At 71.2% G+C, this 22,521-nt stretch carries 20 protein-coding genes and 2 pseudogenes; 11 read left to right on the forward strand and 11 right to left on the reverse strand.

Annotated elements, in window-relative coordinates; translation table 11 throughout:
* Positions 1-55 precede the first annotated feature (55 nt).
* The 4 genes from IG08_RS0133110 to IG08_RS0133125 all read left to right on the forward strand — a co-directional run bounded on the left by IG08_RS0133110 (position 56) and on the right by IG08_RS0133125 (position 3,261).
* Positions 56-559 (forward strand): ATP-binding protein, encoded by a 504-nt coding sequence (locus tag IG08_RS0133110; RefSeq protein ID WP_030611090.1) that lies wholly within the window; start codon positions 56-58, stop codon positions 557-559.
* A 66-nt stretch (positions 560-625) separates the two neighbouring features.
* A complete protein-coding gene (locus IG08_RS0133115; RefSeq protein ID WP_030611092.1) occupies positions 626-1,399 on the forward strand; it encodes a polysaccharide deacetylase family protein in 774 nt (257 codons plus the stop codon).
* Positions 1,399-2,580 (forward strand): YncE family protein, encoded by a 1,182-nt coding sequence (locus IG08_RS0133120; RefSeq protein WP_030611093.1) that lies wholly within the window; start codon positions 1,399-1,401, stop codon positions 2,578-2,580. The genes IG08_RS0133115 and IG08_RS0133120 overlap by 1 nt, the downstream gene beginning before the upstream one ends.
* Positions 2,581-2,655: 75 nt before the next feature.
* Positions 2,656-3,261: an ADP-ribosyltransferase gene (locus IG08_RS0133125; RefSeq protein WP_030611095.1), complete on the forward strand. Its 606-nt coding sequence runs from the start codon at positions 2,656-2,658 to the stop codon at positions 3,259-3,261.
* On the opposite strand, the gene IG08_RS0133130 is transcribed toward IG08_RS0133125, so the two are convergent.
* On the reverse strand, positions 3,215-3,883 hold the full coding sequence (locus IG08_RS0133130) for a GNAT family N-acetyltransferase (protein WP_030611097.1): 669 nt from the start codon (positions 3,881-3,883) through the stop codon (positions 3,215-3,217). The genes IG08_RS0133125 and IG08_RS0133130 overlap by 47 nt on opposite strands.
* A 49-nt stretch (positions 3,884-3,932) precedes the next feature.
* Here IG08_RS0133130 and IG08_RS54640 point away from each other — a divergent pair.
* Both IG08_RS54640 and IG08_RS0133140 read left to right on the forward strand, forming a co-directional pair.
* Positions 3,933-4,878 (forward strand): annotated as a pseudogene (locus IG08_RS54640) (MerR family transcriptional regulator).
* A 47-nt stretch (positions 4,879-4,925) separates the two neighbouring features.
* The gene (locus IG08_RS0133140) at positions 4,926-5,138 is read left to right on the forward strand and encodes an EF-hand domain-containing protein (RefSeq protein ID WP_030611098.1); all 213 of its coding nucleotides are present in this window, start codon (positions 4,926-4,928) and stop codon (positions 5,136-5,138) included.
* 47 nt (positions 5,139-5,185) lie between these two features.
* Here the strand turns inward: IG08_RS0133140 and IG08_RS0133145 are convergent, their stop codons facing one another.
* Positions 5,186-6,880, reverse strand: a complete 1,695-nt coding sequence (locus IG08_RS0133145) for a 2-isopropylmalate synthase (RefSeq protein WP_030611099.1) — start codon at positions 6,878-6,880, stop codon at positions 5,186-5,188.
* Between the two features lie 207 nt (positions 6,881-7,087).
* On the opposite strand from IG08_RS0133145, the gene IG08_RS0133150 reads away from it, so the two are divergent.
* Entirely contained in the window at positions 7,088-7,768 is a 681-nt protein-coding gene (locus IG08_RS0133150; protein ID WP_030611100.1) for a FadR/GntR family transcriptional regulator, read from the forward strand.
* A gap of 116 nt (positions 7,769-7,884) precedes the next feature.
* On the opposite strand, the gene IG08_RS0133155 is transcribed toward IG08_RS0133150, so the two are convergent.
* Positions 7,885-8,808 (reverse strand): AraC family transcriptional regulator, encoded by a 924-nt coding sequence (locus IG08_RS0133155; RefSeq protein WP_030611101.1) that lies wholly within the window; start codon positions 8,806-8,808, stop codon positions 7,885-7,887.
* A gap of 101 nt (positions 8,809-8,909) precedes the next feature.
* Between IG08_RS0133155 and IG08_RS0133160 the strand changes: the two genes are divergently transcribed.
* Positions 8,910-9,914: a zinc-dependent alcohol dehydrogenase family protein gene (locus tag IG08_RS0133160; protein ID WP_030611102.1), complete on the forward strand. Its 1,005-nt coding sequence runs from the start codon at positions 8,910-8,912 to the stop codon at positions 9,912-9,914.
* 481 nt (positions 9,915-10,395) lie between these two features.
* Positions 10,396-10,641, forward strand: a pseudogene (locus IG08_RS54645) (NADP oxidoreductase); the annotation flags it as partial.
* A gap of 9 nt (positions 10,642-10,650) precedes the next feature.
* Here the strand turns inward: IG08_RS54645 and IG08_RS0133170 are convergent.
* The 3 genes from IG08_RS0133170 to IG08_RS54650 form a co-directional block, all read right to left on the reverse strand.
* Complete coding sequence (locus IG08_RS0133170) at positions 10,651-11,193, reverse strand: MOSC domain-containing protein (RefSeq protein WP_030611104.1); 543 nt, start codon at positions 11,191-11,193, stop codon at positions 10,651-10,653.
* 68 nt (positions 11,194-11,261) lie between these two features.
* Entirely contained in the window at positions 11,262-11,819 is a 558-nt protein-coding gene (locus IG08_RS0133175) for a GH25 family lysozyme (RefSeq protein WP_030611105.1), read from the reverse strand.
* Positions 11,820-11,890: 71 nt separating this feature from the next.
* On the reverse strand, positions 11,891-12,817 hold the full coding sequence (locus tag IG08_RS54650) for a PI-PLC domain-containing protein (protein ID WP_234343031.1): 927 nt from the start codon (positions 12,815-12,817) through the stop codon (positions 11,891-11,893).
* 129 nt (positions 12,818-12,946) lie between these two features.
* Between IG08_RS54650 and IG08_RS0133185 the strand changes: the two genes are divergently transcribed.
* Both IG08_RS0133185 and IG08_RS60785 read left to right on the forward strand, forming a co-directional pair.
* Entirely contained in the window at positions 12,947-15,022 is a 2,076-nt protein-coding gene (locus IG08_RS0133185) for an AAA family ATPase (protein ID WP_030611107.1), read from the forward strand.
* Positions 15,023-15,141: 119 nt separating this feature from the next.
* Positions 15,142-17,502, forward strand: a complete 2,361-nt coding sequence (locus IG08_RS60785) for an alpha/beta fold hydrolase (RefSeq protein WP_199820945.1) — start codon at positions 15,142-15,144, stop codon at positions 17,500-17,502.
* On the opposite strand, the gene IG08_RS57615 is transcribed toward IG08_RS60785, so the two are convergent.
* The 5 genes from IG08_RS57615 to IG08_RS0133220 all read right to left on the reverse strand — a co-directional run bounded on the left by IG08_RS57615 (position 17,435) and on the right by IG08_RS0133220 (position 22,515).
* Entirely contained in the window at positions 17,435-17,788 is a 354-nt protein-coding gene (locus IG08_RS57615; protein WP_078655843.1) for an RraA family protein, read from the reverse strand. The genes IG08_RS60785 and IG08_RS57615 overlap by 68 nt on opposite strands.
* Before the next feature lie 105 nt (positions 17,789-17,893).
* Positions 17,894-18,760, reverse strand: a complete 867-nt coding sequence (gene purU / locus IG08_RS0133205; protein WP_030611111.1) for a formyltetrahydrofolate deformylase — start codon at positions 18,758-18,760, stop codon at positions 17,894-17,896.
* Entirely contained in the window at positions 18,760-19,368 is a 609-nt protein-coding gene (locus tag IG08_RS0133210) for a sarcosine oxidase subunit gamma (protein WP_030611113.1), read from the reverse strand. Before IG08_RS0133210 ends, purU begins: the two co-directional genes overlap by 1 nt.
* Positions 19,361-22,222, reverse strand: coding sequence for a sarcosine oxidase subunit alpha family protein (locus IG08_RS0133215; protein WP_030611115.1), 2,862 nt, complete (start codon positions 22,220-22,222; stop codon positions 19,361-19,363). Before IG08_RS0133215 ends, IG08_RS0133210 begins: the two co-directional genes overlap by 8 nt.
* Positions 22,219-22,515, reverse strand: coding sequence for a sarcosine oxidase subunit delta (locus IG08_RS0133220; protein ID WP_030611117.1), 297 nt, complete (start codon positions 22,513-22,515; stop codon positions 22,219-22,221). Before IG08_RS0133220 ends, IG08_RS0133215 begins: the two co-directional genes overlap by 4 nt.
* Between the last annotated feature and the right edge of the window lie 6 nt (positions 22,516-22,521).

Genomic DNA, 22,521 nt, shown 5'->3' on the forward strand with positions numbered 1-22,521 from the left:
GGCGTATTCGTCCGGAACGGCCCCGGAGGGCGGCATGGGCGGCCATGATGGGGGCATGGCGGGGCTGGAGGGTATCGAACAGCCGCGGGGAGATGGCCGTGTGACCGCGGCGCGCTGGTCTCCAGCGGTCGAGGACGAACACGCACTCAAGGCACTCGAACTGTTCGGCAATCCCACGGAGGCGGAGGTCCCGCTGCCGTCCCGCCCCGAATCGGCCGCCGCCGCACGCCGGTTGACGCAGGTGATCGTCCTGCGGCAGTGGGGTCTGACCCCCAAGATGACGGAAGACGCCGTCTTACTGGTCTCCGAACTCGTCGGCAACGCCGTCCGCCACACCGGCGCCCGGGTCTTCGGCCTCCGCATGCGCCGCCGCCGCGGCTGGATCCGCGTCGAGGTCCGCGACCCCTCACGGGGGCTGCCGTGTCTGATGCCGGTGCAGGAGATGGACATCAGCGGGCGGGGGCTGTTCCTGGTGGACAAGCTGTCGGACCGGTGGGGCGTTGATCTGCTGCCGCGCGGCAAGACGACGTGGTTCGAGATGAGGGTGGCGGACCGCTGAACCCCCTGGCGGGGGCGGAGCCCCTGAATGGGTGAATCACCAGGTTTCCTCCCCAACCCCCCTTAAATGGTGCGGGTGACCACGACCGACCGTCGCACGGCGCTCCGCGCGACCGCAGGGCTCCTCACCGCAGGCGCGTTCACCGCGGGATGCGCCACGAGCGGTGCCGTCGCCCACCCCGCCCCCACGACCCACGCGTCCGGCAAGCCCCCCGCTGCCGGGCCCCGCCACTTCTCCGGCCAGCCCGCCCAGCTCACCCACGGCCCCCGCACCCACCCCCGAGTCGCCCTCACCTTCCACGGCCAGGGCGACCCCGCCATCGCCCGGGCACTGCTCACCGAGGCCGAGAAACACGGCGCCCGCGTCACCGTCCTCGCCGTCGGCACCTGGCTCGACGCACACCCCGACCTCGCCCGCCGCATCCTCGACGGCGGCCACGACCTCGGCAACCACACCCTCCATCACCTCGACATCAACGCGATGTCCGAGGCCGAGGCCACCCAGGAGATCACCGGCTGCGCCGACCGTCTCAGACGCCTCACCGGCTCGATCGGCACCTGGTTCCGCCCCTCCCGCACGGCCCGCGCCTCCCCCCTCGTCGAACGCCTGGCCCATCGCGCCGGCTACCCGCACGTCCTCTCCTACGACGTCGACTCCCTCGACTTCACCTCGCCCGGCGCCCCGGCCGTCGCCCGCAAGGTCCTCGGCGAGGTCCGTAACGGATCCGTCGTGAGCCTGCACTTCGGCTACGACGACACCGTCGCCGCCCTCCCCGCCGTACTGGAAGAACTCGACCGCCGCGGCCTGGCCGCCGTGACCACCACGGAGCTGTTCAGCTGATGCACCGCAACCTCGTGAAGCACACCCTGGCCGCGGGTGCCGTACTCGCCGCCCTCGCCGCCTGCGGTACCGAGACCCGGGACCGGCCCCCCTCCGAACACCGCGCCACCCAGGCCGCCATCCCCGCCCCGCCCAAGGAGAAGCCGGTCCAGGGCCTGCCCGGCATGCCGCCCGTCCTCGACCCGCAGGACGTGTACGCGGCCGACCGCCCGAACCGGCTCTCCCCGGTGGTCAAGGACTTCCCGTCCCGGGTCTACGTCCCCAACACCGAGTCCGACACGGTCTCCGTGATCGACCCGAAGACGTACGAGATCATCGAGACGATCCACGTCGGCCGGCAGCCCCAGCACGTCGTCCCCTCCTGGGACATGAAGACCCTCTGGGTCAACAACAACCGCGGCCACACGCTCACCCCCATCGACCCGAAGACGGGGAAGGCGGGCAAGCCGGTCGAGGTGCACGACCCGTACAACCTCTACTTCACGCCCAACGGCAAGTACGCCGTCGTCATGGCCTCCCTCGACCGCGAACTCGTCTTCCGCGACCCGCACACCATGGAGCGGGAGAAGACCGTTCCGGTCACCTGCTACGGCGTCAACCACGCCGACTTCTCCCTGGACGGCAGGTACTTCATCGTCTCCTGCGAGTTCAGCGGCGAACTGCTCAAGGTCGACACCGAGAAGATGAGGGTCGTCGGGCAGCAGAAGCTCCCCTTCGAGGGCGCGATGCCGCAGGACGTGAAGATCTCGCCCGACGGCAAGAGGTTCTACGTCGCCGACATGATGGCCGACGGCATGTGGGTCCTGGACGGCGACACCTTCGGCAAGCCGAAGCTCCTGCCCACCGGCAAGGGCACCCACGGCCTGTACGTCAGCCGCGACTCCCGCGAGATGTACGTCTCCAACCGCGGCGAAGGCACCATCTCCGTCTTCGACTTCACCCAGAACAAACTCACCAAGAAGTGGCACCTGCCCGACGGCGGCAGCCCCGACATGGGCGGCGTCTCGGCCGACGGCAAGGTGTTGTGGCTCTCCGGGCGCTACGACGCCGAGGTCTACGCCATCGACACCCGCACCGGAAGCCAGCTCGCCCGCATCAAGGTCGGCAGCGGTCCGCACGGCCTCGCGGTGTATCCGCAGCCGGGCCGCTACTCGCTGGGCCACACGGGCATCTTCCGCTGACACTTGTTCAGTTGACACGCCGCCGTACGAGTGATGATCCACAACCGGCCGCAGCGGAGCCGCGATTGTGCACCCATGATCACAACTCGCCTGCGGCGGCGTGCCGCTGCCGTCGTCCTGTCCCTCGCGGCCGTCTTCGCGACCACGGCGGCCACCACCCCCACCAAGGCAGCCACCACGCCCACCAAGGCAGCCCCCGCCTGTCCCCAGTTCGACGACCCGATCAAGGCGGCCGTCAACCGCGACGTCGATGTCGACCGCATCACTCCCGAGCCGGCCTGGCGCAAGACCTGCGGCACCCTCTACCGCAGCGACGGCCGCGGCCCGGAGATCGTCTTCGCGGAGGGCTTCAAGCCCAAGGACGTGGTCAACGGCCAGTACGACATCGAGCAGTACGTCCTGGTCAACCAGCCCTCCCCGTACGTCTCCACGACGTACGACCACGACCTGTACAAGACGTGGTGGAAGTCGGGCTACAACTACTACATCGACGCCCCGGGCGGCGTGGACGTGAACAAGACCATCGGCGACACCCACAAGTGGGCCGACCAGGTCGAGGTCGCCTTCCCCGGCGGTATCGCCCGGAAGTACATCATCGGCGTCTGCCCGGTGAACAAGACGACCAAGGTCGAGATCATGAGCGGCTGCCAGAGCAACCCGCACTTCGAGGCCTGGCACTGAGCAGCAGCGCCTCCGCGCCCACGGGACGGTAACCGGCTGCCAGGAACGCCCGCGTGCTGCGGGCGTTCCCCGGCGCCACCTGCGCCCACACCGGCTCCGTGACGAGATGCCGGGCCGCGGTCACGAGCAACCGCCCCAAGCCCCGGTGCCGTTCGGAGTCGTCCACCTCGACGGAGACCTCCAGCCGCCCGGCGATCCCGCGCCCCATGACCAGCACACCGCCGTCCGCCGTCCACGCGCGCACGTCGTCGCGCCGCCCGCGGGCGTACACGATCCGCGGGTGCCCGGCGTCCGCGATCTCCGTCAGCGCGAGCGGGGGCTCGCCCGGCAGGGGAGAGCCGACCAGCATCGCGTCGATCGTCTCGGCCGTACGGCCCGTCCGCTCCATCAAGGCCGCCAGGAACCGCGCGTTCATCGTCGCCGCGAGGGCGTCGCACGGCACGGCGTCCAGTGTGTCGTACACCCACTGTGGATCCTCGTCCGTGAAGACGACCGAGTGCGCGGTGAAGGCGAGCACGCCCGCATCCCGGTGGGAGGCCTGCGGCACGACCGTCGTACGGCCGTCCGCCGGGGGGAAGACACCGCGGGCCGCCGCGTCGAGAATGTCCCGAAGAGTCTCCACCACCGCGCTCCTTGAGTCTCCACCCACTGGAAGGCCCAGACTCGCAGACATGATCGATGACGGCACCGGACTTTTCACCATCGGAGAGCTGGCCCGGGCCACCGGACTGACCGTGCGGACCATCCGTTACTGGTCCGACGAGGGCGTCCTGACCCCGGTGACCCGTTCCACGGGCGGCTACCGGCTCTACGACGCCGAGTCCGCCGCCCGCCTGGAGCTGATCCGCACGTTGCGGGAGCTGGGCCTCGGCCTGGACGCCGTACGCGAGGTGGTCAGCGGCGAGAAGGACGTCGCTTCCGTGGCGGCCGCGCATGTGGCCGCGCTGGACGCCCAGATCCTCCCCCAGTGCCTTAAGGGCCTGGGGGGACCCCCACCTGAAGGTGACCCGTGCGGTGCTGTCGAGCGTGGCGCGACGCGGTTCGAGTGCGGAGGAGATGACGTTGATGAACAAGTTGGCGCGGCTGTCGGCGGCCGAGCGGAGGCGGATCATGGAGGAGTTCGTGGAGGAGTTGTTCCACGGGCTCGACTCCGTGGATCCGGCCATCCGGGACCGGATGCGCTCCATTGCGGTGGACCTGCCGGAGGAGCCGACCCCCGAGCAGGTGGATGCCTGGGTGGAGCTGGCGGAGCTGGTCCAGGACCCGGAGTTCCGTGCGGGGATGCGGCAGGTGGTCGAGTTCAACGCGGCGGACCAGGACCGCAGTGCGGCCCCGGGGCGGGCCACGTGGTTTCCCATGCGCCTGGTCCAGCTGGGAGCGGAGGCCCGCGAGCGGGGAATCGCTCCCGAGTCGCCGGAGGCGGAGGCGATCCTGCGGGAGGTTCTGGGGGACGGCGACCCGTCCGTCGTACTCGAACGCATGGAGTCGGCGTCCAACGACCGGCTCGCCCGGTACCGGGAGCTGCTGACCACGGTGAAGGGCGCGGGGCCCCGGGCCGCGCACCGTGCGGAGTTCTCGTGGGTGGTCGCCGCACTGCGCGCTCGGGTCGCCGGTTAATCTGGCCTCCGTCAACAAGCGGTAATGCGTTATGAAGGGGCGGATCGGTGGCGGACATCGAGGAAGCACGCAAGCAGTTCGACAGGATCGATGCGGACGGTGACGGCTTCATCACGCCCGCCGAGTTCAAGACCGCTCTCGCCCAGGGCGGCGACTGGAACGTCACCGAGTCCGTGGCCGAGGCGATCATCAAGAGCCGCGACCTGAACGGCGACAAGCTTCTGTCGTTCGACGAGTTCTGGGCGTTCCTGAGCAAGTGACACCCACGAAAGGGGCGCCCGTCCGGCTGCGGAGGGGCGCCCCTTCGTCATGCGGTGCTCGCGGTGCGGTTCATCGCCGACAGCACCGCCTGGACCGACGCCGTCGAGCCCTCGCCCGCTCCCCAGGCCGTGACGCCGTTCACCCGGCACTCGGCGTAGGCGGTCGTCGCGTCCTCGGCGTAGTCGACAACGGCCACGTCGTACCCGGCGCCGGCGAGCGCGTCGACGAAGGCGGAGAGCAGGCTGCTGCCCGTGCCCTCGTAGTCGCCGACGCGGTCGTCGACCTCCAGCGTGCAGACGAAGCGGTGGACGCCGGGCGTCTCCTCGTACGCCGACCAGGTGTGCAGCCGTACCGCACCCTCCGCCAGATATGTGGCCCGGAACAGGTCGTACAGCTCCTTCGGCGTCATCTCCCGCCCGCTGTCGTCCGTGGCCTCCTGGACGACCCGGGAGAAGTCGGGCCGCATACGGGCCGGCAGGTCGATGCCGTGGTGCGTGCGGAGCAGGTACGCCATTCCGCCTTTCCCCGACTGGGAGTTGACGCGGATCACCGCCTCGTAGGAACGGCCCACGTCGGCCGGGTCGATCGGCAGATATGGGACGTCCCAGGGGGCTTGATCGGCGGGGGTCCCCGACTCCGCCGCCCTGCGGGCGTGTTGGATGAACCCCTTGTTGATCGCGTCCTGGTGGGTGCCTGAGAAGGCCGTGTGGACGAGATCGCCGGCGTACGGGTGGCGCGGGTGCACCGGCAGCCGGTTGCAGTGCTCCACCGTCTCCTTCACCGCGTCGATGTCGCTGAAGTCGACCATGGGATCGACCCCTTGGGCGTACAGGTTGAGCGCCAGGGTCACCAGGTCGACGTTGCCCGTGCGCTCGCCGTTGCCGAACAGACAGCCCTCGACGCGCTGGGCGCCGGCCAGTACGGCGAGTTCGGCGCAGGCGACGCCGGTGCCGCGGTCGTTGTGCGGGTGGACGGAGAGGATGACGGAGTCGCGGCGGGACAGGTGGCGGTGGAAGTACTCGATCTGGTCGGCGTAGACGTTCGGGGTGGCGATCTCGACCGTCGCGGGCAGGTTGTGGGTGACCGGGCGGTCGGGGCTCGCGTCCCACAGCTCGGTCAGTTCGTCGCACAGTTCCAGGACGAAGTCCGGTTCGGTGAGGTTGAAGGTCTCGGGCGAGAACTGGAAGCGGACGCCCGGCGCGTCCGCGGCCCTGCGGGCCATGTGCGCGGCCGCCTCCCGCACAGTCCGCCGCACCTCGGCGCGGTCCCGGCCGAGGACGACGTCCCGCCACACCGGGGAAGTCGCGATGTACAGGTGCACGACCGCCCGCGGCAGCCCCTCGATCGAGTCGAAGGTCCGGTCGATCAGGTCCCGCCGGGCCGGGGTGAACACGACGGGCGTGACGTCGTCGGGTACCGCGCCGGAGGTCACCAGGTGCCGTACGAAGTCGAAGTCCGTACGGCTCGCGGACGGGTAGCCGACCTCGACCTCCTTGAACCCCATCGCGACCAGCAGGTCGAAGAAGCGGCGCTTGCGCGGGGTGTCCATCGGCTCGGCCAGCGCCTGGTTGCCGTCGCGCAGGTCGACGGGGACCCAGAGGGGGGCGCGTTCGATACGGGCGGAGGGCCAGTCGCGGTCGGCGGCGGGGACGGTCACCCGCTGCTCGAAGGGGCGGTAGCGGTGGTGGGGCATGGGGCTGGGCTGCTGAGGGTTCCAGAACGGGGTCACAGGGGTCGTCATGCCGGTCCTCATGGGCGGTCACTGCCTTCGGCTGGGTCGGGGTGTGACCGGCAGCACGGCGACCCGCGGCGGGGTGCCGGTCGCGTCAGGCCCCGCCGCGGCAGCCGAGAAGAAGGAGACCGCGATGCGTCATATCGGTACGCTATCCACTGCTCAGGTCCTCAGACAAGTGAAATAGCTCAGCTCCTCAGACAAGTTGGTGCATCCATGCCGCCGCTCGGGTCCGTCCGCCCCAGTCCCCTGGTCGAACAGGCCGCCGAACGCCTGCGCGCCCAGATCACGGGCGGCGACTGGCCCGTCGGCACCCGGCTGCCCGGCGAGACCACCCTCGCCAAGGAACTCGGCGTCGGCCGCTCCACCGTCCGCGAGGCGCTGCGCGCGCTGGCGGGAGCCGGCCTCGTCCAACCGCGCCAGGGCGCCGGCGTCTTCGTCATCGCCACCGAGTCCGTCGAGGACTGGCCCGCCCGCTTGCGCCGGGCCGCGGTGACGGACGTGTACGAGGTCCGGATGGCCGTGGAGGTCCACGCGGCCCGGCTGGCCGCGGGGCGCCGTACGTCCGAGGACGTCGCGGCGCTCGAGTTGGCGCTGGCGGGGCGCCGCGCCGCCTCGGCCTCGGACGACGTGGCCTTCGTCGACGCCGACATCGCCTTCCACGCGGCCGTGGTCGCCGCCGCGCACAACCCCGTACTCGCCGATCTGTTCACGGAGTTCACGCCGGTCCTGCGGAAGGGGCTGGTCGACCTGCTGGCCCTGACCGGTCTGCGGACCGACGATCCGAACACCGCGGATGACGCCCACGCGGCGCTGGTCGGGGCGGTCGCGGACGGGGACGCGGAGGCCGCGGCGGAGATCCTTCGAGCGGAGCTGGAGGATCCCTTCGGGGGGTGAGCTGTGTGTTGATCGTCTGCGGCGCCGTTGTGGCTGGTCGCGCCCACGCGGCGGAGCCGCAGATCGATACAGCCCCGCGCCCCTTCAGGGCGTTGCCGAACCGTAGCGGACAGGCTTCAGGAAGCCCGCCTGCGGTACTGGCCCGGCGGCACCCCGTACTCCCGCTTGAAGGCCTTGGCGAAGGCGAACTCCGAGGTGTAACCGGCCCGTTGGGCGATCTGGCGCAGGGACAGGTCGTCCTCGCGCAGTAGGCGGCCCGCCGTTGTCATGCGCCACCAGGTCAGATACGTCAGTGGCGGCTCGCCGACCAGCGTGGTGAACCGGCGGGCGAAGGCCGCGCGGGACAGGCCGCCGTGGGCGCCGAGTTCCTCGACCGTCCAGGGCCGGTCCGGCGCGCCGTGGATGGCGCGCAGCGCCGCCGCGACGGCCGGGTCGGCGAGCGCGGCCGACCAGCCCGTCGGATGCCCGGCGCCGCCGCGCCGCTCGCGCTGCCACCAGGCGCGCACGATGTACAGCAGCAGGGTGTCCAGGAGCGAGGTGACGATGATGTCCGACCCCGGCTGCGGCTCCTCCAGTTCCATCCCCAGCAGCTCCACCGCCGCCCGCAGCGCACGGTGGGCGCCGACCCGGGCGGGCAGGTGCACCACCTCCGGCAGCTCGGTGAGGAGGGGATGGGCGCGGGTGCGGTCGAGGAGGTAGGCGCCGCACAGCGTGACCGTGTCCGGGGTCGAGTCCCTGGCGGGGAGCGGCGGTTCGGGCCATGTGCCGTCCGGCCCCAGCCGTACGGCCTCGGGCTCCACCTCCAGCGCGCTGACCAGCGCGTGCCCGCGCCCGTGCGCCAGGAACGCCACGTCCCCCGGCCCCAGCGCGACCGGCTCCCCCTCCGTCGGCACCAGCCACGCCGACCCCCGCAGCACCACGTGGAACCCGGCCCCGTCCGAGGGGTCGAAGCGGGTGCCCCAGGGTGCGTGGTAGTCCCGGCGGGAGGAGTGCGGGCGCCCGGTGCGCATCGCGGCCACGGCGTCGCTGAGTACGTCCATGTCCGTACCGTAGACGCTTGGTTGAGGGTGAAGACGTACGGACAGGAAGGGGAGACCGATGGACATGGATCGTCTCGTGGACCGCGCATAGCGTCGACGGCATGTCAACTACCGCACGCACAGTGCTCTTTCACGAGATCGGCGGTCCCGAGGTGCTGACCATCGAGGACGTCACCGTCCCCGACCCCGGCCCGGGCCAAGTCGCCGTCCGTGTCGAGGCGTTGGGGCTGAATCGCGCAGAGTCCCTCTTCCGCGCCGGGACTTACTACTACCAGCCCGCCCTCCCCGCCTCCCGCCTCGGCTACGAGGCCTCCGGCCTCGTCGAGGCGATCGGCGAGGGGGTCACCGAACTCGCCGTCGGAGACCCGGTGATGACGGGACCCGGGATCGAGATGAGCGCGCAGGGCGTGTACGCGGAGCGGGTGGTGCTCCCCGAGACCGCGGTCGTACGACGGCCCGCGTCCGTGGACGCGGTCACCGGGGCCGCGGCCTGGCTGACGTACACGACGGCGTACGGCGCCCTGCTGGAGACCGCGGGCCTGAAGCCCGGCGACCACGTCCTCGTCACCGGCGCGTCCAGCGGGGTCGGCACCGCGGCGATCCAGGTGGCCCGCCGCATCGGCGCGATCCCGCTCGCGACGACCCGCACGGAGGCCAAGCGGCAGCGACTGCTGGACCTGGGCGCGGCTGAGGTCGTCGTGACGGGGGAGGCGGACGGCTCGGAGCTCGTCGCCAAGGAGGCCCGGCGGCTCACCGGTGGCCGCGGTGTCGAGGTGATCTTCGACGCGATCGGCGGCCCGGCCTTCCGCCCGCTCGCCGACGCACTCGCCGAGGGCGGGTCCGTGGTCGTCTACGGCTGGCTGGACCGCCGGCCCGCCGAGATCCCCTGGAACTGGCCCTTCACCCTTCACACCTACGCCAACATGACCCTCACCACCACACCGGGCGGCCGCCGTCGCTCCACCGCCTTCCTCAACGCCGGCCTGTCCGACGGCGGCTTCCGTCCGGTCGTCGCCGAGGTCTTCGACGGCCTGGATCGCATCGCGGACGCCCACCGCCTGATGGACTCGAACCGGCACACGGGCAAGATCGTCGTACGGGTCTGAGGGCGCTCACCCGTTTGCCGCGGTACCGGAATGGCCCGCGCCGGTGCGAGGTTGACGCCAGCCAGATGCATGTATGTGCATCAACCCCGGATCGGCGCGGGCCTGTCATGAAGATCGGCATCATCGACACCGGCAACTACTACCGTTCCTGTGGACTGGGCAGGGGTGAGCCCGCTCAGCCGCACGCCCCGAACGGTCTTGGGCGCACTGGTCCCCGGCGTACTCGACCCCGGGGCGGCGACACGCATCCCGTGCGTGGTCCGATCCCGGGAGGCCAGCTCCCTCACGACCTGGCCAGGTGGGTACGGCCAGAGGCGACGGGGAGGCCCTGAACCATCACTCCGGTGGAGCAGGGGCCCCGCACACTGGCGCCGTACCCGGCGTCCCAGATCGCACGATCACGCTAACCCGAACAGCGCAGGGCACCACAAGCCCGAAAGTCGACCATCACACGATCGAGCTAATTCGACCCCCGTGCGCCCCCTGCCCGGCCGGTGACCCCGACCGCATCGCCCTCCCGATCGCGGGCGACGACGGGCCGGCGAAGGCGAAGGTACGGTCCCTCATCGACGAACTCGGCTTCGACACGGTCGACGCGGGTGGGCTCGACGAGTCCTGGCGCCAGCAGCCGGAGACGCCGGTGTACGGCCTTCAGGAGGGCGTCGACGCGGTCACGAAGGCACTGGCGGAGGCCTCGCCCGAGCGCACGCCCGACTTCAAGGCCTGAGGGGTCGACTCACACGATCTCCAGGGGTACGTGCGGCCCGGCCGGCAGCTCGACGACGACCGGATCCCCGGGCCGCACCACACCCCCGCTGAGGACGACGCTCATCACCCCGGACTTGAACCGCACCCTGCCCTCGCCGTCCCGCCCGACGACCTGCTTCATCAGCCCCTTCTGGAAGTTGTCGATCTGCGCACAGGGATTCCGCAGCCCGGTCACCTCGACGACGGCCTCGTCCCCGAGCCGCAGCAGCGTCCCCGTCGGCAGCCCCAGCAGATCGATCCCCCGGGTGGTCACGTTCTCCCCGAGCTCCCCGGCCGCCACCTCGAACCCGGCCCGGCGCACCTCCTCGAACAACTCCTCGTGAATGAGGTGCACCTGCCGAAGATTCGGCTGCGAGGGATTCTTCGCCATCCGAAACCGATGCTTCACCGTCGCCCCGGCATGCACGTCCCCCTCGACCCCGAGCCCGGCGAGCAACGTGATGCTCTCCCGGTTCGGCTTGGTGAAGGAGTACGTCCCGTTGCTACTGACCGCACTGACCGACCCACCCATGCCAAGAAGCTCCCCTCTTCCGTATGGCGACTGCTGCGCCGCAGGTCAGAGCCTAAGGGGTGCTCCGGTCAGACGTCCTTGGCCCATTCGCGCAGGGCGGCCCTGCTGCTGAAGTCCGCGACGTTCTTGTCCAGCGGGTCGTCCGTGTACTGGTGGAAGCGCCACTTCGCCTTGATGCGGGGCTTGGCGGCTGTGACGTAGTCGGCGATCCAGAGGCCGTCGCCGGCGTAGGACGTACTGTCCACATTCAACCAGTAGTGGCGGTTACAGTACAAAATGACCGGATTATTCGGCCGAAGCTCCTTCACCTTCCGAATGAACAGATCCTTCTCCGCGTTGCTCGCATGCGTGCCGTCGCTCGTCGTCTCCCAGTCGACGGCGAGGATGTCGCCCGCCTTTTCGGGGGCGTGCTTGACGAAGTACTCGGCCTGGGCCGTGAGGTTGCCGGGCCAGAGGAAGTGGTAGAAGCCGACGACGAGTTCGGCGTCGCGGGCGCGCTTCGTCTGGGCGGAGAGTTTGGGGTTGACGTACGAACGGCCCTCTGTCGCCTTGATGAAGACGAAGGAGATGTTGTCCGTGTCGTAGGAGGAGGACTGGTAGGCGCTGACATCTATGCCGCGGAGCATGTGGGGGCTCCCTGAAGTGTGAAGTGGGGGGACGGGAGTTGATGATGCCCCACACGCGCCCCGCGGGAACATCAGTTTCTCGTGGTCACCGATCCGAGTACCGTCGCCGACTTCGCCGACCAGTCGGAGGTGATGACGCTCGCATGGTCCGCCGCCAGCAGGGACAGTCGTGCGTCGACCTCCGCGTCCGTGGGATCGGTCGAGGAGATTGCGGGGGACGCTCCGCAAGCGTCCGTCATGATCAGGATGTAGTGGTTTGTTGAGTAGAACGACGTGTCGTAGGCGTTGTTGACGTACGTCGCCGCGTCGCCGTCGAAGAAGACGAACCAGGCCGGATCGTGGCGTCGGAGTAGCGGCTCGCGCGCGGGTCGCCCGACTCCGCGCCCAGCGCCGCCGGGAAGGCCTGCGCGAAGGAGATGGTGCCGGCCGTGTACAGGTCGCGCAGGTGGTCGCCGTACTCCTCGCCGGTCCAGTAGGTGTCGAGGGGGTTCGACTCCTCGACCGTCCCGGGGATCAGCTCGAGGACGAACTTGCCCTTGAGGGGCGTCGCGCGTCGGCCACGCGTCGGTCTTGGCCGCCGCGTCCAGTGTGGAGTACGACGAACCGAGCAGGTTCGACGGCTTGTAGACGCTGCTGCCGAGCTTCTGGGACACCAGCGTGTCGAACTCGTCCGGCCCCAGGCCCGCGTCGTTGTCGAAGCCGTTCTTCATCTCCACCTTGAAGATGATGGGGGAGTGGTCGGAGTGGAGCTGGTGCCAGGCGGCGATGTCGGCGTACTCGCAGTTGTTGTCGTTGGCCAGCGGGTTGCTGTGGGACACCCGCCAGCGCTTGCTCACGCTGTCGGTGTAGACGTCCAGCTCCAGGAGGGATGCGCCCGAGTCCAACGCCTGGGCGAAGTACGTGTACTTGTCCTTCTCGTACGCGTTGTGCGTGCCGATCGCCGTCGTCTCGGCGAACGTCGCCGACGCCGCGTGCGCGTTGCCCGCGGCCCCGCCCATCAGCAGCGCGGCCGCACCGAACAGCGCCGCCGGCCTTCCGGAAAATCCTCGGGGCCATGCTGCCCAGCGCGCGAGTAGTCTGGCCGGGCCGGGTGTCGGGGGACTCCGGCCGGATGTGCGGAGATGGCCATGGCCCTTGATCTCGCTGCTGTCATCGACGAGGCCCGTACGCGCGCCTTTGTCGGCCGGGACGTCGAACTCGCCAGTTTCGAGCGGGCGTTGACCGCCGACGCGGCGGGGCCTTCGCGCAGAGTGCTGTTCGTGTACGGTCCGGGCGGCATCGGGAAGACGGCGCTGCTCCATCAGTTCCGGAGGCGTGCGAGGGCCCGCGGGCGGGTCGCCGTCACCGTGGACGGGCGGGATGTGGACTGCTCTTCGGAGGGGCTGCGGTCGGCGCTGGACGATGCGTTGGCCAAGTCCCGGGGCTCCTCCCGGGGCGGGAACGGTCGGTCGCAGGTGCTGCTGCTCGACGGGTACGACCGGTTCGGCCCGATCGACGGCTGGGTCCGTGACGAGCTGCTGCCCTCCCTCGACGCCGGGGCGGTGGTGGTCCTGCTCGGCCGCGACGCGCCCAGTGCGGCGTGGCGGACGGATCCCGGGTGGCGTGCCGTGACCGCCGTACATCCGCTGCCCGTGCTGACCGAGGCGGAGAGCGTGGAACTGCTGGCGCGCGCCGAGGTTCCCGACGGGTTCCGGTGCCGTCTGGCGGCCCTCGGCCAGGGGCATCCGCTGACCCTGGCGCTGCTGGCGGACGCGACGGCCTCCGGAAGGGTGCCCGACGATCTGGCCGAGCTGCCCGACCTGGTCGCCACCCTGGTGGCGCAGGTGGTCGGCGAGGCGCCCGGCGAGGCCCATGTGCTGGGGCTGGCGCTGTGCGCCCATGCCTGGCTCACCACCGAGGACCTGCTGCGCAGCGCCGTCGGCGACCGCGCTCCGGAGGTGTGGGCGTGGCTGGAGGCGCAGCCGTGGGTGACCCGGGGAGCCGACGGGCTGTATCCGCACGAGCTGGTGCGGGATGTGCTGGACGCCGATCTGCGCAGCCGCTCGCCGGAGACGTTCCGGCGGGTCAACCGGATCGTCCACGAGCTCGCGGTCGCCGGGATGCGTCGGCATCACGCCACCGACCAGCGGCTGTGGGCGTATCAGAAGCTCTATCTGCACCGCCGCAGCCCGTTCGCGTCGGCGTTCTGGGCGCTGCGTGAGCGTGGGTCCGCCGCCGTGGTCGCGGGGCGTCCGGAGGACCATCGCGAGGTGCTGGAGGTGATCGAGCGGTACGAGGGCGGGCCCAGCGCGGCGGTCGCCGAGCGGTGGCTCGACGCGGAGCCGCAGAACCTGATGGTGATGCGGCACTCCAGCGGGGTCGTCGGGTTCATGTTCCAGGTGGTCCACCCGACGGACCCGGCGCTGTGCGCGGCCGACCCCGTCGTGCGGACCGCCTTGGACCATGCCGCGCGGATCTCCCCGGCCCGGCCGGGGGAGCAGATCACCGTCGCCCGTTTCGTGGGCGGCCCCGACGGGCACCAGCGCGATGCCCACGCCGTCCTCGTGGCCTCGGTCGGATCTACGGTCACCTGGCTGACGCGCCCGCTGGCCTGGTCGTTCTGCGCGGTGCTCGACTGTGAGTTCTGGCGGCCCGCGTTTCAATACCTGGGCCTGACCACGGAGTTCGAGGCGGAGTTCGAGGGCCTGCGCTACACGGTCTTCGGGATCGACTGGCGGCGCTGCCCCGTCGAGGCCTGGCTGGAGCTGATGGCGGAGCGTGAACTCACCGGTGCCACCGGCCCGCCGCCTCCCGAACTGCTGCGCCCGCCGCCGCTGGACCGGGCCCGCTTCGACGAGGCGGTGCGCGCCGCGCTGCGCGATCTGCACGCGCCGGACCGGCTGAAGGCCAGCCCCCTGACGGGCTCGGGGCTGGCGGTGGGCTTCGACTTCGAGGAGGGCGCCGGGCCGGAGCGGGCGGCGGAGCGGCTGCGGGCCACCCTCATCGGCGGTATCGAGCAGGTCGGCCGTGAGCCGCGCGCGGAGGCGCTGTGCCGGGTGCTGCAGCGGACCTTCGTCCGGCCCGCGCCCACGCAGGAGGCCGCGGCGGAGGTGCTCGGTCTGCCGTTCTCCACCTACCGGCGGCATCTGGGCAAGGCCGTCGAGCGGCTCACGGACCTGCTCTGGGCGGTGGAGATCGGAGAGGTGCGGCTGGGAGAGAGGTGAGCCGGCCTCGGGCCTCGGGGTGGGCAGCGATTGGGCAGGAACTGGCCTGGCAGGTGAACACCCCGCCGTCCGATGCTCCGGGGGACCGGAATGCGCCATCAACCAGGGGGAGTTGGCCCATGGCAGACGTACTCGTACTCGGAGCGGGACTCAACGGACTGACGACCGCGATGCTCCTCGCCCGCGACGGACACCGCGTCACCGTGCTGGAGCGGGACGGCGGCGAACCGGGCGGCGGCAGCGACGCGTTGTGGGAGAGCTGGGAGCGCCCGGGGGTCAGCCAGTTCCGGCTGCTGCATCTGATGCTGCCGCGCTGGCGGGCGGAGATCGGGCGCGAACTCCCGGAGGTGATCAGCGAGTTGGAGGCCCTCGGCGGTCTCCGGGTGAACCTGCTCGGCGTGCTGCCCGGCGAGTTGACCGGCGCCCTCCGCGCGGACGACGACCGCTTCGAGACGGTGACGGCCCGCCGTCCGATCGTGGAGGCCGCGCTGTCCGCGGTCGCGGCCCGTACCCGAGGGGTGACCGTCCACCGGGGTGTCACGGTCACCGGGTTGCTGACCGGCGCCGAGTCGGCCCCGGGCGTCCCGCACGTGACGGGGGTCATGGCGGACGGAGGGCGGACGTTCCGCGCCGACCTGGTCGTCGACGTGACGGGTCGCCGCTCACCGGTGACGAGCATGCTGGACGCCGTGGGCGGGCGCCGCCCGGTCGAGGAGCGGGAGGACGCGGGCTTCGTCTACTACACCCGCCACTACCGCTCCCGAAGCGGAAACGGCGGCGGGCCCGAGGCCCGGGCCTCGGTGCTCCAGCACTTCGACAGCGTCTCGGCACTCACCCTGCCCTGCGACTCCGGCACCTGGGGCGTGGGGCTGATCGCCTCCTCCCGGGACCCTCAACTGCGGGCGCTGCGTGACCCGGAGCAGTGGGAGCGGGCGCTCGCGCTGTTCCCCACCCTCGCGCACTGGGGCGACGGCGAGCCGATCACCGGTGTGCAGGTGATCGCGGGCATCGAGGACCGCCACCGCAGCTACGTCGTGGACGGCACCCCCGTGGCCACGGGGCTGCTCGCCGTGGGCGACGCCTGGGCGTGCACCAACCCCTCTCTTGGGCGGGGCTCGTCGATCGGGGTGCTCCACGCCTGCGCACTGCGTGACCTGCTGCGCGAGACCGACACCGGCAAGCCCGAGGAACTGGCGCTGCGCTTCCACGAGGTCACCGAGGCCACCGTCGCCCCCTACTACCGGGCGACCCTGGCCTACGACCGGCACCGACTGGCCGAGATCGACGGCGACATCACCGGCCGCCCGTACCGCACCGCCGACCCCGCCTGGGCGATCACCAAGGCGATGGACGCCGCGGTGCTGCGCGACCCGGATGTACTGCGGGCTCGGACCTCGATCGCGTCGCTGCTCGCGACGCCCCAGGAGGTCCTCTCCTGGCCGGGCGTGATGGACAAGGTGCTGGCCCTCGGCTCCAACGCGCCGCAGTACCCGCTGCCGGGACCCGGCCGGGCCGAGCTGCTGGCCGCCATCGGCGTGAAGGACAGTCCCACCGGCACCGTGACGAGGGACCTCGCCGTGCCCCGGACCACCCGGCCCACCGCGCAGACCGTGCCCGACGGCCCGGCCACCGGCACCCGTATCGACGTCAACGGCGTCCGGATCAACGTGCACGACACCGGCGAGGGCCCCGCCGTACTGCTGCTCCACGGCTGGCCCGACACCCACGACCTCTGGCGCCACCAGGTCCCGGCGCTGACGGCCGCCGGGTACCGGACGATCGCCCCCGACCTGCGCGGCTTCGGCGACTCCGACAAGCCGGCCGAGATCGCCGACTACGGGATCCTGAGGTTCATCGGCGACCTGATCGGCGTCCTCGACCACCTCGGCGTGGACCGGGTCCATGTGCTCGGCCACGACTGGGGCGGCGCGATCGGCGCGGTGTTCGCGGCGATGGCGCCCGCGCGGGTGACCGGCCTCACCTGTCTGTCGGTCGGGCATCCGGGGGCGTTCGGCGCGGCGGGCCTGACGCAGCGTGAGAAGTCCTGGTACATGCTGCTGTTCCAGTTCCCGGGCGTGGCCGAGCAGTGGCTGTCGCAGGACGACTTCCGCAACTTCCGCGACTGGGCCCGGCATCCGGACGCCGACGCGGTGATCGCCCGGCTCCGCGACCCCGGAGCACTGTCCGCAAGCCTCGGCGTGTACCGCGCCGTCCTGCCCCCGGAGTCGCTGATCGCCCCGCCCGTGCAGCTCCCGCCGATCCAGGCGCCCACCATGGGCGTGTGGAGCGACGGCGATGTCGCGGTGACCGAGCAGGCGCTCACCGGCACCGCCGCGTTTGTCGACGGGCGGTGGCGCTACGAGCGGATCGACGGCGCCGGCCACTGGATGCAGCTCGACGCACCGGACCGGGTCAACAGCCTGCTGCTCGACTTCCTCGGCGAGACCGCGGCCCACACGGAAAGCACCACGCGTCGATGACGAGCCCCTTGGCTTCCCGTACGGCGGCCAGGTCGCTCACCTCGACCGTGCTCTTTCCGGAGCGGTAGACGGCGATGTACGCCTCTTCGGCGCCGATGCGCTCCTGGCTCCTGCGCACGACGTCGGCCGCGTCCTCACACCGCACGACCACGACCACGACGCCGTCGGCGTCCGCGCACACCACGTCTCCGGGGCGGACGATCTCGCCGCCGATCAGCACCGGTTCGGCCATCGGCCCGACGGTCTCCTTGACCGTGCCCTTGATGCAGACGCCGTAGGAGAACACGGGGACGGACGGGCGGCGCCGTCTCCACCCGCAGGAGTGGCCGTCGCCGAGTTGGTGGTCCTGTTCCCCCGTGGTCCTGTTCCCCCGCGGTCCCGGCCGGCCTTGTCAGCGCAGGATCACCGTGCGCCTCCCCTGGACGAACACCCGGCCTTCGCAGTGCCAGCGGACCGCTCGGGCCAGGGCTGCCGATTCCGCGTCGCGGCCGATGGCGGCGAGGTCGTCGGGTGTGTGGCTGTGGTCGACGCCGATGACTTCCTGGGCGATGATCGGGCCTTCGTCGAGGTCGGCGGTGACGTAGTGGGCTGTCGCGCCGACGAGTTTGACGCCGCGGTCGTGGGCCTGGTGGTAGGGCTTGGCGCCCTTGAAGCTCGGCAGGAACGAGTGGTGGATGTTGATCATCCGGCCGGCCAGTCGGTTGCACAGGTCGTCGGAGAGCACCTGCATGTAGCGCGCCAGCACGACCAGGTCGACGTCGAACGAGTCGATGATCTCCAGGAGTCGGGTCTCGGCCTCGGGTTTGGTCGCGGCGGTGACCGGCACGTGGAAGAACGGGATGCCGTGCCAGGCGACGAGCGACTCGTGGTCGCGGTGGTTGGAGACCACCCCGACCACGTCGACGGGCAGGTCACCGCTGCGGGCGCGAAAGAGCAGGTCGTTGAGGCAGTGGCCGTAGCGGGACACCATGACCAGCACGCGGCGCCGGGTGCTGACCGGTTCGAGGTGCCACCGCATGGCGAAGGTGGCGGCCACGGCGGCGAAGTCGCGGCGCAGGGTCTCCGTGGCGCTCTCACCGCCGGAGGCGGCGAAGTACACCCGCATGAAGAAGTGGCCGTCGCGGCGGTCGCCGAACTGCTGGTTGTCGATGATGTCGCTGTCGTGCTCGACCAGGAACCGCGAGACGGCGAGGACGATGCCGGGAGCCTCGGGGCAGTCGAGGGTGAGGACGTGCTCGACATTCGGTGACGTGTCCATCAGGGCACCTCCGGGCCGCGGTACTCGCTCATCGCGTCGATGAGCCAGCGCGCCAGGTGGTCGGCGAACGAGGACCGTGGGAACAGCCGGTACGTCGGTGTCTCGTCGACCTGCCAGAGCAGCACCGCGATGGGGCCCACCGTGGTCGACACCGCCCGGCCGGGACCGAAGACCCGGGGGTGCAGGTCCAGCGGGCAGCCCTTCTCCAGCACCTGCCGGGCGGCCGGGCCGCTCAGCTCCAGCGTGGTGCGGTTCGCCGAGACGTCCACGACCGAGCCCGGGTCGCCGCCGAGTGCCTCCCGCAACTCGGCGGCGACAGCGGTCTCTTCGGCCTGGGACAGCACGAGCCATTCGTCGGGGCCGAGCCAGACGACCGTGTGGGGGCCGGATGCGGCGGTGTCGCCGCACTGCCGCGGGAGCGGCGCCCCCAGGGCCTTCTCGACACGGTCGGCCGCTTCGGAAGCGGGGTCGACGCGCAGGTTCACCATGGTGACGAACGGCCACTCGGTCAGCGTGACGCCGCGGGCGCCCGTGACCGTGGCGGAGCGCATCCGCTCTTCCAGGTGCGCCAGGGGGCTGGTGCGCAGTGCGGTGATCGGCTCAGCCATCTCGCTTGGTCCCTTCGGGGTCGTAGAGGACGAAGTCGGCCACCTCGACGGGCACCAGGTCCTCGCCCACCGGGGCGAGCAGGGTCTCGCCGATCCTGGCCCGCCCGCCGGCCACGAGGGCGAGGGCGAAGGGGCGGCCGAGGGCCGGGCTGTGGTAGCTGGAGGTGACGTGGCCGAGCATCGGCACCGGCACCGTCTCCAAGGAGACGTCCGGCGCGACGAGTTGAGTGCCTTCCGGCAGCCGGGTCGTGCGATCGGCCGGGAGCAGACCGACCAGTTGCTTGCGGTCGGTGCGGGAGGTGTCGGCGCGGGCGTAGGACCGCTTTCCGATGAAGTCCTTCTGCTTCGAGACGACCCAGGACATGCCCGCGTCCTGCGGGGTGACGGTGCCGTCGGTGTCCTGGCCGACGATGATGTAGCCCTTCTCGGCGCGCAGGACGTGCATGGTCTCGGTGCCGTACGGGGTGATGCCGTACGGCTGTCCGGCCTCGTACACCTGCTCCCAGACGGCGCGGCCGTACCACGCGGAGACGTTGATCTCGTAGGCGAGTTCGCCGGAGAAGGAGATCCGGCAGATGCGGGCCGGGACACCGGAGGCCAGGGTGGTCTCGCGGAAGGCCATGAAGGGGAAGGCCTCGGCGGACAGGTCGACGTCGGGCGCGAGTTGGGCGACGACCTCGCGTGACTTGGGGCCGACCACCGCGATCGTGGTCCACTGTTCGGTCACCGAGGTGCAGTGGACGTCGAGTTCGGGCCACTCGGTCTGCAGCCACTCCTCCAGCCAGTCCAGGACGCCTGCGGCCCCGCCGGTCGTGGTGGTCATGAAGTAGCGGTTGTCGTCGAGGCGCAGGGTCACGCCGTCGTCGAAGATCATGCCGTCGGGCTTGCACATCACGCCGTAGCGGGCGAGGCCGGGCTTGAGCTTCTTGAAGGCGTTCGTGTAGACGCGGTTGAGGAACTCGCCCGCGTCCGCGCCCCAGATCTCGATCTTGCCGAGGGTGGAGGCGTCCATGACCGCCACTCCCTCACGGGCCGCGCGGCACTCGCGGGCCACGGCGGTGTCCATGTCCTCACCGGGCAGGGGGAAGTACCAGGGGCGCTTCCACTGCCCGACGTCCTCGAACAACGCTCCGTGCGCCACATGCCAGCTGTGGATGGAGGTGGTCCGCTCCGGATCGAACAGCTCGCCGCGCTCGCGTCCCGCCAGGGCGGCGAACGCCACCGGCGTGTACGGCGCCCGATAGGCCGTGGTGCCGATCTCTCCCAGCGAACCGCCGAGGGCCTCGGCGATCACACCGATCGCGTTGACGCCGGACGTCTTGCCCTGGTCGCCCGCCGTGCCGAGCGAGGTGTAGCGCTTGACGTGCTCGACACCGCGCATGCCGGCGCCGGTGGACCTCCAGACGTCGGCGACGGTGACGTCGCGTTGCAGGTCGACGAAGTGGGTGTCCCAGGTGCCGGGTTCGCCGTCGGGGGCGGGCACCAGCCACAGGGCACGCACTTCAGGACGTACCTCCTTGTACGACGCCGTGGGTACCGGCACCGGGAACCCGGCCTCCGTCGCGGCCCGTGCACCGGCCCGCGCCCCCTCGCCCAGACAGCCGTCGAGGTCGTACGTCCCGCGGGCCGCACCGACGACCTGCTGGTCCCTCACGGTGCCGTCGGGCACGAACGCCACGAGCCCGGAGTCCCAGCGGAGCTTGCCCTGGCGCTGGCTGTGCAGGTGCACCACCGGGCTCCAGCCGCCCGAGACGGCGAGCAGGTCGCAGTCGAACGACTGTGGTGCGCCGGTGAGTTGACCGTCGGCGTCGAGGCCCTGGACGGTGACGGCGGTCAGTCGGCCTTCGCCCGCCGTGTCGACCACCGCGCTGCCCGTCAGCACCCGCACCCCCGTCGCCGCGGCGACCTCGGCGGCCCGGTGGGACAGCTCGGGGCGCGCGTCCACGACGGCGGCGATGTCGATCCCGGCGGCGTGGAGGTCGGCGACCGTGTCATAGGCGCTGTCGTTGGTCGTGCTCACCACGGCCCGCGAACCCGGGGCCACGGCATACCGGTTGAGGTACGTACGCACGGACGCGGCGAGCATCACCCCGGGGCGATCGTTGCCGGCGAAGGTCAGGGGACGCTCGTGCGCGCCGGTCGCGAGGACCACCTGGCGGGCCCGGATGTGCCACAGCCGCTGCCGCGAGATGCCGGTGGCGGGTTCGGGGGCGCCGGTTCCGAGGTGGTCGGTGCGGCGCTGGAGGGCCAGCACGTAGTTGTCGTCGTACGAGCCGAAGGCCATGGTGCGTTGCAGTACGACGACCTCGGGGGCGGAGTCGAGCGCGGCGCGGACGTCGGCGACCCACGTGAGGCCGGTCTGCGCACCTGAGAGCAGCGAACCGCCGGGCTCGGGCTGGTCGTCGACGAGGATCACGCGGGCGCCGGAGGCGGCGGCAGCGGCGGCGGCCGCGAGCCCGGCCGGTCCGGCGCCGACGACCAGGACGTCGGTGTGCACGTACTTCTTGTCGTAGACGGCGGGGTCGGGGGCCGGGTCGAGCCGGCCCATCCCGGACAGCGTCGTGGCGGACAGGCCGTCGTACAGCTCCACCGCCGTCGCCGGCAGCATGCCCTCCGAGTACGAACCGCCGATCTGCAACAGGGCGTTGGGCTCCTCGACGCCGGCGGAGACGATGCCGCGCGGGCGGCCGCGGTAGATCGACGGAGCGACCTCGACGAGACCGTTCGCCAGCATCGCCGAGGCGACGGTGTCACCGGGGTGCCCGGTCAACTCCCGCCCGTCGACGGTGAATCGCAGCACGGCGGCGCGGTCGACGCGGCCTCCTTGCCGCAGCCGGAAGTGCTGGTCGGTCATCGGTTCCCTCCGGCCTGGGGCAGTTCGGGGCGGGGCTCGTCGAGCCGGTAGGCGGCGAGCACCTCGTAGTTCACGGTGTCGCGCAGGACGTTGAACCAGCGACGGCAGCCGGTGCTGTGCATCCACCGCTCGGCGAAGGGGCCCTTGGGGTTGTCGCGGTAGAAGACGTACTCGGCCCACTGCTCGTCGGTGAGGTCGGCGGGGGTCTCGGGGTGGGGGACGTGGGCCTGTCCGCCGTAGTGGTACTCGGTCTCGTCCCGTGGTCCGCACCATGGGCAGGTGATCAGCAGCACGGTGTC

Source organism: Streptomyces fulvoviolaceus, from assembly GCF_000718165.1.
In the GTDB taxonomy this organism is placed as follows: domain Bacteria; phylum Actinomycetota; class Actinomycetes; order Streptomycetales; family Streptomycetaceae; genus Streptomyces; species Streptomyces fulvoviolaceus.

Coding starts and splice junctions, on each gene's coding strand:
- IG08_RS0133110 (WP_030611090.1), top strand. CDS start 56: ATGGCGGGGCTGGAGGGTATCGAACAGCCGCGGGGAGATGGCCGTGTG.
- IG08_RS0133115 (WP_030611092.1), top strand. CDS start 626: ATGGTGCGGGTGACCACGACCGACCGTCGCACGGCGCTCCGCGCGACC.
- IG08_RS0133120 (WP_030611093.1), top strand. CDS start 1,399: ATGCACCGCAACCTCGTGAAGCACACCCTGGCCGCGGGTGCCGTACTC.
- IG08_RS0133125 (WP_030611095.1), top strand. CDS start 2,656: ATGATCACAACTCGCCTGCGGCGGCGTGCCGCTGCCGTCGTCCTGTCC.
- IG08_RS0133145 (WP_030611099.1), bottom strand. CDS start 6,880: ATGACGACCCCTGTGACCCCGTTCTGGAACCCTCAGCAGCCCAGCCCC.
- IG08_RS0133150 (WP_030611100.1), top strand. CDS start 7,088: ATGCCGCCGCTCGGGTCCGTCCGCCCCAGTCCCCTGGTCGAACAGGCC.
- IG08_RS0133155 (WP_030611101.1), bottom strand. CDS start 8,808: ATGGACGTACTCAGCGACGCCGTGGCCGCGATGCGCACCGGGCGCCCG.
- IG08_RS0133160 (WP_030611102.1), top strand. CDS start 8,910: ATGTCAACTACCGCACGCACAGTGCTCTTTCACGAGATCGGCGGTCCC.
- IG08_RS0133170 (WP_030611104.1), bottom strand. CDS start 11,193: ATGGGTGGGTCGGTCAGTGCGGTCAGTAGCAACGGGACGTACTCCTTC.
- IG08_RS0133175 (WP_030611105.1), bottom strand. CDS start 11,819: ATGCTCCGCGGCATAGATGTCAGCGCCTACCAGTCCTCCTCCTACGAC.
- IG08_RS54650 (WP_234343031.1), bottom strand. CDS start 12,817: ATGGGCGGGGCCGCGGGCAACGCGCACGCGGCGTCGGCGACGTTCGCC.
- IG08_RS0133185 (WP_030611107.1), top strand. CDS start 12,947: ATGGCCCTTGATCTCGCTGCTGTCATCGACGAGGCCCGTACGCGCGCC.
- IG08_RS60785 (WP_199820945.1), top strand. CDS start 15,142: ATGGCAGACGTACTCGTACTCGGAGCGGGACTCAACGGACTGACGACC.
- purU (WP_030611111.1), bottom strand. CDS start 18,760: ATGGACACGTCACCGAATGTCGAGCACGTCCTCACCCTCGACTGCCCC.
- IG08_RS0133210 (WP_030611113.1), bottom strand. CDS start 19,368: ATGGCTGAGCCGATCACCGCACTGCGCACCAGCCCCCTGGCGCACCTG.
- IG08_RS0133215 (WP_030611115.1), bottom strand. CDS start 22,222: ATGACCGACCAGCACTTCCGGCTGCGGCAAGGAGGCCGCGTCGACCGC.